At 67.4% G+C, this 9,286-nt stretch carries 9 protein-coding genes; 3 read left to right on the top strand and 6 right to left on the bottom strand.

What is annotated here, in order from left to right:
* Positions 1–2: 2 nt before the first annotated feature.
* The 4 genes from AOK08_RS04060 to AOK08_RS04045 all read right to left on the bottom strand — a co-directional run bounded on the left by AOK08_RS04060 (position 3) and on the right by AOK08_RS04045 (position 4,627).
* Complete coding sequence (locus AOK08_RS04060; protein WP_055523695.1) at positions 3–1,322, bottom strand: NAD(P)/FAD-dependent oxidoreductase; 1,320 nt, start codon at positions 1,320–1,322, stop codon at positions 3–5.
* Positions 1,323–1,328: 6 nt separating this feature from the next.
* Complete coding sequence (locus AOK08_RS04055; protein ID WP_055523693.1) at positions 1,329–2,165, bottom strand: SDR family oxidoreductase; 837 nt, start codon at positions 2,163–2,165, stop codon at positions 1,329–1,331.
* A 627-nt stretch (positions 2,166–2,792) separates the two neighbouring features.
* Positions 2,793–4,256 (bottom strand): M14 family zinc carboxypeptidase, encoded by a 1,464-nt coding sequence (locus tag AOK08_RS04050; RefSeq protein WP_157876559.1) that lies wholly within the window; start codon positions 4,254–4,256, stop codon positions 2,793–2,795.
* The gene (locus AOK08_RS04045; RefSeq protein ID WP_055523690.1) at positions 4,256–4,627 is read right to left on the bottom strand and encodes a hypothetical protein; all 372 of its coding nucleotides are present in this window, start codon (positions 4,625–4,627) and stop codon (positions 4,256–4,258) included. Before AOK08_RS04045 ends, AOK08_RS04050 begins: the two co-directional genes overlap by 1 nt.
* A 333-nt stretch (positions 4,628–4,960) precedes the next feature.
* On the opposite strand from AOK08_RS04045, the gene AOK08_RS04040 reads away from it, so the two are divergent.
* Both AOK08_RS04040 and AOK08_RS04035 read left to right on the top strand, forming a co-directional pair.
* Positions 4,961–5,572 carry a peptidoglycan-binding protein gene (locus AOK08_RS04040; RefSeq protein ID WP_055523688.1) on the top strand — a complete coding sequence of 204 codons (612 nt, stop codon included), beginning with the start codon at positions 4,961–4,963 and terminating at the stop codon, positions 5,570–5,572.
* A 59-nt stretch (positions 5,573–5,631) separates the two neighbouring features.
* Complete coding sequence (locus tag AOK08_RS04035; protein WP_055523687.1) at positions 5,632–6,489, top strand: peptidoglycan-binding protein; 858 nt, start codon at positions 5,632–5,634, stop codon at positions 6,487–6,489.
* A gap of 166 nt (positions 6,490–6,655) precedes the next feature.
* Here the strand turns inward: AOK08_RS04035 and AOK08_RS45515 are convergent, their stop codons facing one another.
* A complete protein-coding gene (locus tag AOK08_RS45515) occupies positions 6,656–6,799 on the bottom strand; it encodes a hypothetical protein (RefSeq protein ID WP_157876558.1) in 144 nt (47 codons plus the stop codon).
* Between AOK08_RS45515 and AOK08_RS04030 the strand changes: the two genes are divergently transcribed.
* A complete protein-coding gene (locus AOK08_RS04030; RefSeq protein WP_055523685.1) occupies positions 6,798–7,148 on the top strand; it encodes a hypothetical protein in 351 nt (116 codons plus the stop codon). The two genes, AOK08_RS45515 and AOK08_RS04030, sit on opposite strands and share 2 nt — an antisense overlap.
* Before the next feature lie 72 nt (positions 7,149–7,220).
* Here the strand turns inward: AOK08_RS04030 and AOK08_RS04025 are convergent, their stop codons facing one another.
* Entirely contained in the window at positions 7,221–8,870 is a 1,650-nt protein-coding gene (locus tag AOK08_RS04025; RefSeq protein ID WP_055523684.1) for an alkaline phosphatase family protein, read from the bottom strand.
* Between the last annotated feature and the right edge of the window lie 416 nt (positions 8,871–9,286).

The raw sequence follows: 9,286 nt of genomic DNA, 5'->3' as shown, positions 1-9,286 counted from the left end.
GGTCAGGGAGGCGGCGGGGGCGCCGACGACGCGTCGGTGCCGGGCATGGTGAAGGCGCGCTCGCGTCGCGAACCGGTGGCGAAGGCCACTGACCAGCTGAGCACCGCTCCCAGCCTGCTGCGGAAGCCGGTGAGGAAGGCGATGTGGATGAAGAGCCACGCGAGCCAGCCGGTGAAGCCCGACAGATGCAGCGGGCCGGCCTTGACGACGGCCCGGCCGCGGGAGATGTAGGCGGCGATGCCGAGATCCACGTACTTGAAGGGCTTGGGCTTCTTCGTCCTGCCTTCGACCTGGTGTCGCACGCTCCGGCCCGCGTACGCGCCCGACTGCATGGCCACCTCGGCCAGGCCCGGCAGCTTGTTCAGGTTCATCACGTCGCCTGTGACACGGATCTCCGGATGGCCGGGGACCGTGAGGTCGGGTTCGACGAGGATGCGTCCGGCCCGGTCCTGTTCGGCACCGGTCGCCCGGGCCAGCGCGGCCGCGATCGGCGGCGCCTCGACGCCCGCCGTCCACAGCACGGTACGTGCGTCGAACCGGGTCGTGCTGCCGTCATGGTCCCGTACCGTCAGGCCCTGCGCGTCGATGTCGGTGACCAGCGTGCCCAGGTGGAGCTCCACACCGAGGCCCTGCAGGGTCCGGGCCGCGCGGTGGGCCAGTGGGGGCCCGAACGCGCCCAGCACCGCGTCGGACCCCTCGAAGAGCAGCACCCGGGCTTTGGCGGAGTCGATCTTCTGAAACTCCCGGTCGAGCGTGTGGCCGGCGATCTCCCGGATCTGTCCCGCGAGTTCGACCCCCGTCGGCCCACCGCCGACGAGCGCGAAGGTGAGCCACTGCTGCCGTTCCCGGTCGTCCGCGGCCGTTTCGGCCATCTCGAACGCCCGGTAGATCCGTCGGCGGATGTCCAGCGCGTCGTCCAGGGTCTTCATTCCGGGGGCGTACGCGGCGAACTCGTCGTGCCCGAAGTAGGACTGGCACATACCCACCGCGACGATCAGATCGTCGTAGGGCAACTGAACCGTCCCGCCCTCGGGCCGCCGGGCGTGGACCAGCCGGGCGGCGGCATCCACGTCGGTGGCCTCGGCGAGCACGCAGCTCACGTTGTGGTGGCGCCGCAGGACCCCACGCAGCGGCTGGGCGATCTGCCCCTCGGACAGGATCCCGGAGGCGCACTGGTACAGCAGCGGCTGGAAGAGGTGGTGGGCGCGGCGGTCGACCACCGTCACGGCGACCGGCGACTTCCGCAGGGCCCGGGCGGCGAACAGCCCGGCGAACCCCCCGCCGAGGATCACCACCCGGCGGGGCGTGATGTGATCCTGCATCGGCGATCAGCCTCCGGTGGCGAAGCCGGGGAAAAGCGTCATTCCGCCGTCGACGTAAAGGGTGGCGCCGACGACGTAGTCGAGCAGGTCGGACGCCATGGCGACGACGGCGTTGGCGATGTCGTCCGGGTCGCCCACGCGGCGGTACGGGATCAGCCGCAGGAGGTCGGCCTCGGCCTCGGGGGTGGACCAGGCGTCGCGGTTGATCGGGGTGCGGATGGCGCCGGGCGCCACCGCGTTGACCCTGATCCGATGGGGGGCCAGCTCCTGGGCGAGGGTCTGCATCAGCATGCCCACACCGCCCTTGGAGGAGGCGTAGTTCACGTGGCCCGACCACGGGACGATCTGGTGGACCGAGCTCATGCAGATGATCTTTCCCGCCGACCGGGACACCTCCTCCACCACGCCACGCCGCATGAACTCCTTGGCGGCCTCTCGCGCGCACAGGAACTGGCCGGTCAGGTTGACGTCGATGACCTTCTGCCACTGCGCGAGCGTCATCTCCGTCAGCGCCGCGTCCCGTTGGAGGCCCGCGTTGGCCACCATGATGTCGATGGTGCCGAACTCCTCGACCATCCGCGCGACCATGGCTGTCACCTGGCCCTCGTCGGACACGTCGGCCTCATGGGCGTAGGCGCGGACCCCGAAGCTCTCGATCTCCTTCACGACATTGTCCGCCTCGTGCTCACCGACGACGTAGTTCACCACCACGTCCGCTCCGGCCCGGCCCAGGGCAACGGCGGTCGCCAGGCCGATGCCCGAGTTGGCACCGGTCACCAACGCCTTCTGGCCCTTGAGAAGCTGCGCGGACGTCGTCCCGCGGTTCTCGACTGTTGCTGCCACCACGATCTCTCCTTCGGCGTTCGGAGGCACGCCGCGGGGAAACGGGCGACGCACATGAGGAAAGCCAGGCGACGGCCGCCCTCCAGGACAGGCGCAGGAGCCGTCGCGCACCCGACGTCAGACGAAAGCACCCTGCGCCCCGGGCGAGACCGACCGGCACGCTGTGCCGCCGATTCCGGCGGGGCATGTCACACGGCCGGGCTACGGGGCCTGAACGCGGCCCGAGCGGGCTTCCCATGGAGCCTGCGGTTGCTGCCCTCACCCTGCCGCACATCTCCGGACGCCTGGTGAGAGGGGCGGCCCTGGCGTGCCGGTATGGACGCGATGGGGACAGTCAGCACGTGGGCCGGTCAGCCGTTCCCACGGCTGGGCGATCACCATGAGCATTGCCGTACTGCCCGCGGCTCGTGGCGCCTCACCGGCAAGGACCCAAGGGAGTGCGCACGGTGAAGAAGGTCTTTGTCTCGCTCGGGATTGTGCTCGTCCCGCAAAGCCTGTTCGCGCTCTGCCTCATCAGTGCCCTGCAGCTTCTGGTTCCGCGCGACAGCGTCCCCGCCGGAAGGCGGTCCGCTCCAGTTGCGGCCGGCGTCCGAGCCCCGTAGCGCCTTCGTCGTTCCCGGCTCGCTTCTACTTCGGCAGCGGGCCGCGGTTCGTCAGTTGATTCAGCACCTCTGCGATCGAGACCCTTCTCGCCTGTTCCAGAGCCGCGCCGACGGCCTTCAGATCGGTGCGCACCTGAGCGTTCTCGGCTCCGACCCGCTCGGTGAGTTCGGTCAGCAGGGCGCGTCCCAGGTCGACGTCCTCGTCACTGACGACGGACTGATCGTCCTCGAACAGCTTCCCCGCGCGTTCGATCAGCGTGGCGGCCCGGTCTGCCAAGCCATCGTCGGTGAACAGCAGGGAGGCGATGGGCAGTTCGGCTCGCTCGACGAGGGTGATCCAGTCGCGGCCGGCCTCGGTGTTCGCGAGCACGTCGTCACGGACCCGGCGCAGCGTGTCCACCTCGGTCTGGCGGTTGAGCTGTTGCAGGCCGATCAGGTCGAAGGCGCAGATGCTCTCCTGGGCGAGGGCCAGCATGCCCGCTTTGGCATCGAGCTTGATGGGCGTGGGGTCCGGCGGGTGGAAGGAGTCCTCGACGCTGCCGACCCGCGGGCCCGTCTCGATGGTGAAGCCGTATGTCTTGCCCAGCTCGGGGTCCGCGATGTGGCGGCTGTAGGCGTAGTCGCTCTGGGTTCCGGTGGTGGCGTACAGCGTCCGACCTGTCTGCGGCGTGTAGGCGCTCCCGCGTACCGCCGCGATCGCGTCGACGAGCCGCTGCGCGACCGTGGTGAAGCGGAGCAGATCCTGGGGCGTGATGTACTCCCGATAGCCCGGGATGCCGATGGGCGCGCAGGTTCCGGTGGGCAGGCTCGTGAACCGCTGTGCCGCCGGATCGGTGGTCTGGTTCTCGGCGTGGCCCCACGGGTACAGGACGAGCTCCGAGAACGAGTGCACGTCCGCGAAAGTGTGGATGCGTTCTGTGTCCAGCAGGTGCTTGACGTTTCGGGTCTCCGGCTCGGAGAAGGCGTCGGACCCGACGTAGATATCGGTGCAGGGGCTGCACGAGGTCTGACCCTCCGTCACTCCCCAGAGGATGGCCGCGTTGCGGTTGAGGTCGACCCCGTCGCACGCCGTCCCCGGGTTGTCACGAAGGTTCTTGCGCCACATGTTGTCAACGGTCAGCACCTTGGTGCGGCCGTCGGGGTTGGAGCAGGGTATGAACCAGAGGTCGAGGCTCTCCAGGATGAGTTTGACGTCCTCAGCCGTCCAGGTGCGGCCGCCGTACACGATGTCGGTGCCGTTCAGGTAGCTCACGACGAGGTCGACGGCGAATTCCACCAGGGCGTCCGGATTCATCAGCTCGCGTGCGTGGGTACCGCCCACGAACAGGACACCACGACGGTCTCCGTCCCTGCCGGCACGCAACCGCAGGGCGAACACGGGGCTGCCCTGGACGGAGGTCTCGGGCAGTTGGGTTCTCGTGCACAGTTGCGGGAACCACGTGGCGAGCAGCGAGGTAACGGAGTCGAGTTGGGGGACCGTTCGGTACATCACACACCTCCCGACCGCTCGATGCCCTGGACGCGCTCCTCCAGCCACGCCCTCACCGAGTCGTCCTGTTCCACGAGTTCGGCAGGGAGGGGCCGCACGGGCACCTGGGCATGCAGACGGACTTCGTATCCGCTCTCCAGCAGACGCCGGCACTCCTCCGCGGTGACGACCACCCGGACGTCACCCTCCGGATCGGGGATCCGGTCCAGATCGAGGTCTGCGACGCCGAGGAGATCACGGTTCGTCACACCGGGGTGGACCGTGGCATCAAAACGCACCGTGGGGTTTTCACCCCCGCTGTCCCGGGCGTCCCGGGCGTCCCGGGCATCTCGGATCGGAGGCTGCTGCGGGCGTTCGGACGGTTCGCTCATTTCCGTCTCCTCCATCCCCTTCGGTGCGTTTCCATCCGTCATCTGCACCAGACAATCCGCCACCAATAACGATACTTAGGCGAGGTTGGTCCTCTGTCAACTTCGGTGCCACAACTGTCAGTCGATGCCTCAAGAACGACTGAAGCCGCATGTTTGTGCACGAGCTGGAGCTTGTCAGCGCTCCGTTTGCACGATCCCTGACCTCGTCATACGCTGGAAATCACTTGTCCTTCGCGCCTCGCAAAGCCGCCCCGCGCTCCACGGAGATGCAGCTGAGAGGATCCGCGATATCCCTTACCCTCCCGGCCGTTAGAGGGGTGTCGGAAAATGAGAATGAGCCTGACCGAGCTGCGCGCCCTCGCCACACAGGCAGGGTTCACTGGCAATGACATCAAAATCGCGGCGGCCGTGGCCATGGCAGAGTCCAAAGGCGACCCGGGGATCATCGGCGACCAGGATGTGGTCGATCAAAAGTGGGGGCCGTCCATTGGCCTCTTCCAGATACGCTCCCTCAAGCATCCAGGGCAGTTCTCCCCGCCGGACGCACTCAGGGTTGCGGCAAATCTCAAGGACCCGGTCTACAACGCCAAGACGGCGAAGGCCATCAAGGACGCACACGACTGGAAGCAGTGGTCCACGTTCGTGAACGGGGCCTACAAGCAGTTCATGGACGGCGGGCCCGCCGGCCCCGCCGAATTCGAGCCGTTCCCCGGTGTGTCGTTCTTCCACACCGGAAAGAAATCACCGATCATCGCCGCAACGCACCACCGGCTCGTCGCCGAAGACTGCAACCGGTACGAGTCGAGCGCCAACGCCGACGTATGGGGCCCCGGCGACGTGAAGTCCTTCGCCACCTGGCAGCAGAAGCTCGGCTTCAAAGGCAACGACGCCAACGGCATCCCCGGCAAGACCAGTTGGGACAAGCTGCGGGTCCCCAACGTCTAAGACTTGGGCGTGACGCTACTTGTCACCATCTGAAACCTGGATACGGGAGGAGTACGACCATGGCCGATAAGTGGATGCCAGGCGCCATCAAGGCGGATATCGGCGATCACGCCCCGTGTGACGTGCAGTTTCCAGCAAAGGCGATTGCGCATATCACTGCGGACAAGAAAGCCACCGCCGCGCACCCCATAGATCTGGTGCCGTTCGCCAACCTCAAGAGCTTTTTCACCGGAGGCGGCAAGGGATCGGCCCCGCACATTCTGTGGGATCCCTTCACCGGCGCGTTCGCCCAGTTCTTTCCCGCCGACTCCCGAAGTAAGGCAGTCTTCGAAAAGCCTGGCGGTACCCGCACGAACCGCGCCGGCAAGGTGGTGATCCAGATTGAGGCACTGTTCTTCCCTCACTGCCGCCTCGACGGCAAGGTGTACGCCAAGCTGACCGATACGCCGTGCAAGGGTTGGGACCAACTCTACGCGTGGATACGGTCCTGGGGTGTGCCAGACACCTGGCCCATGGGCCGTCCGACCGACTTCACCTCGCATCGCAGCGAGAGTGTCTGGGAAACCAAGGGCGGCTGGTACGCACACGCCCACGTCCCCGAGAACGACCATGTCGATCCCGGCTCGTGGCCGGAGCTCGTGAATTCACACCCCGTCACCGGGCAGGATACCGAGCCGTTCCCTGGTGCGTCGTTCTTCCACACCGGAGAGAAATCACCGATCATCGCCGCAATGCACCACCGGCTGGTCGCCGAAGACTGCAACCGGTACCAGTCGAGCGCCAACACCGACGTATGGGGCCCCGGCGACGTGAAGTCCTTCGCCACCTGGCAGCAGAAGCTCGGCTTCAAAGGCAACGACGCCAACGGCATCCCCGGCAAAACCAGTTGGGACAAGCTACAGGTCCCCAACGCCTGACCGTCCACTTCGGACACGAGTCCAGCGACGATCCCATCGGCCGACAGGCCTGTGATCCACTGATCACAGGCCTGTCGGCCGGTTCGCGTCCGCACTTCGACCGAGCTTCGACTGCGCTAACGATCACCCGGACCACACGCCGTTCACGGCACTGCTCAACCGGACTTCACAGACCGTCGGCCTGGTCGGTGCGTGGGGCGAGGCCCAACACGGCTACCTGGTGCTGGAGTTCGCGGTAGGCGTTGAGCCGTTCGGCCAGGTCGGCGGAGCCGAACGGCATGACCAGGTAGCACACGGCGCCGAGCTTCATGGCGGACACGGTACAGAAGGTCGTCGACGCGCTCGTCGCCACCATGCACGGGATCAGCACCCACAGCGCGGCCGACATCGCGAACAAGCTCCCGGCGTCGTTCGTGTCGAACCAACTGGTGACCAGGGCCGACAACATCTCAGCCCTGAACGAGGACAAGGGACGGTTCCTCCCGGACGGTCTCATGCCGGCCGGCGGCCCGATGACCTCTCTGGCGACGGACAAGCTGGTCGGCAACGTGAAGGGGTCGGTGGACCTGAGCAAGACGTTCACCAATGACTTCGCCGTCCAGGCCAACAAGACCGAGGGCTTCAAGACGACCACGCCCCCGGCCGGCCCGAGCGGCTGAGCCCGCTCCATGCCCGAGGCCGCCCAACTGACTGCCAGTTGGGCGGCCGTCCGGCTTTCCCGAGCGGACAGGTCAGCGGATCGGCAGCACTGCGGTGTGTTCCTCGCGCACGGCCCGCAGGGAGCGCGGGTCCAGACCGAGCAGGTTCAGGATCGTCGGGGCGATCTGCTTGGTCTGCACACTCGCGGAGTCGCGCACGCCCGCCGGTACGGAGGCACCGGACACGACGAGCGGAACCGCGAGGTCGTCCGAGTGGTCGCCGCCGTGCTCGGCGATCTTCTTGGTGCCGCCGGTGTAGACGACGCCGTACTGCGCGACTCCGAAGAGGTCCGGGACCCGGGCGTCGCCGGCCTTCACGTGAAAGTGGTCGGCGGCGGCCTTGCCTGCGTAAACCTTGCTGAGTCCGCTGCGGGTGTACGCCTTGGGCTTGGCGTTGATGTCGGTGCCGGTGCCGTTCTGCGCGAGCAGGTACTTCTTGGCGAAGGCGGTGGCGGCCTCGGAACGTTCGGAGAGCCACAGCAGCATGGCGTCGTCGTCCACAGCGTGGCTCACCAGGTCGACGGCTCCCGGGTGGAGCTTCCTCCAGGCGGCGTTGAGGCCATCCAGGAGCGGGCCGTCGTCGACGCGGGTGAGCGCGGCGGGGTCGGTGGGCGACTGGCCGTGCTTGGCGGAGAGAATGACGGTGGTGCTGCCGGAGAGGTGCCGCTTGGCGATCTCGGCGGTCAGGGCGCCGATCTCCGTGTTGACGAAGTCCAGGTTCTTCACCAGCAGCGGGCCCGGGACGTTCTTGGCGGTGTAGCCGCCGGTGAGGCCGTTGGAGGTGGGCAGCTTCTGCGCGGTGGACACCGACTGGAAGTTGAGGCCGAAGATCGCCGGGGTGCCGGCCTTGTGGGCGCGGCTGTGGTCGTAGCCGTCGATCTCGATGAGGACGGCTTTCACCTTGTAGCCGTCGTACTGCTCGGTGGCCTTGTTGTCCTTGGTCCAGTCGTTGCCGGCGGCGTGGCCGGGGGCGTCGCTGTTGATCTCCGGGGTGAACAGGTCCTGTACGCCGGTGCCCGAGGGGCCGTTGAGGATCTCGTAGGCGGCGTGCTTGTCCGACCAGGCGGTGCGCAGACCGGCCTGGCGGGCCACCTCGAAGATGGTGTTCACCTTGAGGTACGAGTGCGGGTAGACCGGCTCGCAGGTCTTCGGGTCGACGGGCAGCTTCGACGCGTTGAGCAGGCTCTCCGGGTGGCCGGTCATCGACAGGATGCTGTCCGGCAGGCCCGCGAGGCCCTGGCCGGCGTCGAGGGAGGCCTGGTTCCTGTCCAGGTCCTCGGTGAGGTCCACCTCGACCCCGGGCTTGACGCCCTTGCAACTGGTGGTTCCCGCCGGGAGGAGCGCGGCGTTGTACGTGTCGTCGTAGTAGACGCCCGTGGTGCCGGGGCTGCCGCCGGTCGCCTGGGCGACCATGCCCGGGAAGGAGTCGGACGGCGTGGTGGTGCTCGCGTGGGTGTACTCCACTCCGCCGCCGACAAGTCGGGCCAGCGCGGAGTTCGGGTGCCTGGCGATGTACCAGGCCAGGTCCGACTGGTGCAGCCCGTCGACGGAGACCAGCAGGACGTGGCGGGTGACGGCCGGATGGTGGGAGGCGGCGAGCGCGGCCGGTTGGGCGGCGGTCACCCCGGTGAGAACTCCGGTCGCGGCGAGAAGGGCTGCGGGCCTGACGTAGCGTCTGGACATCTGATGTCTCCCGGGTGTTCGGGGCGGCTGCGGGTGCCGGGCCCATCAGAGTCGCGCCTTGTGTACCGGAACCGGCGCATCTGTGAACGCACCCGGAATGGGCGGTCGGGTCTTCACCAAGCAGGCATGGGTTTCCCCAAGAAGGAGGGACGCGCAACTGATCCACTGGGCTGCGGTGACGGAGCGGGGAGAGTCGGCGGAGGCACCCGGACAGGGGAGCAGAGCGCCGGTGCCGACACGAGCACTTTCGGAGAGGAAGTCCGCGGGCCGGAGCTCCCGAACATCACCGCGGGAGCCGACTACTCCTGAACGCTGGACCGCTCTCCTATGACGCTCTCACCCACCCCATGCGGGCGAACCTGGAGTGCCCATCTCGCATCTACGTGATGTAGTAGCCGAATATGGAGAAAGTGGAC

This window comes from Streptomyces graminilatus, from assembly GCF_001418565.1.
Taxonomy (GTDB): domain Bacteria; phylum Actinomycetota; class Actinomycetes; order Streptomycetales; family Streptomycetaceae; genus Streptomyces; species Streptomyces graminilatus.
Note: the sequence above shows the minus strand (reverse complement) of the source record. Positions and strands in the feature narration are given on the sequence as shown.

Excerpts from the sequence above, each read along its gene's own strand:
- AOK08_RS04025 (WP_055523684.1), bottom strand. The coding sequence starts at position 8,870 with ATGTCCAGACGCTACGTCAGGCCCGCAGCCCTTCTCGCCGCGACCGGA.
- AOK08_RS04040 (WP_055523688.1), top strand. The coding sequence starts at position 4,961 with ATGAGCCTGACCGAGCTGCGCGCCCTCGCCACACAGGCAGGGTTCACT.
- AOK08_RS04045 (WP_055523690.1), bottom strand. The coding sequence starts at position 4,627 with ATGAGCGAACCGTCCGAACGCCCGCAGCAGCCTCCGATCCGAGATGCC.
- AOK08_RS04060 (WP_055523695.1), bottom strand. The coding sequence starts at position 1,322 with ATGCAGGATCACATCACGCCCCGCCGGGTGGTGATCCTCGGCGGGGGG.
- AOK08_RS04030 (WP_055523685.1), top strand. The coding sequence starts at position 6,798 with ATGGCGGACACGGTACAGAAGGTCGTCGACGCGCTCGTCGCCACCATG.
- AOK08_RS45515 (WP_157876558.1), bottom strand. The coding sequence starts at position 6,799 with ATGAAGCTCGGCGCCGTGTGCTACCTGGTCATGCCGTTCGGCTCCGCC.
- AOK08_RS04050 (WP_157876559.1), bottom strand. The coding sequence starts at position 4,256 with ATGTACCGAACGGTCCCCCAACTCGACTCCGTTACCTCGCTGCTCGCC.
- AOK08_RS04035 (WP_055523687.1), top strand. The coding sequence starts at position 5,632 with ATGGCCGATAAGTGGATGCCAGGCGCCATCAAGGCGGATATCGGCGAT.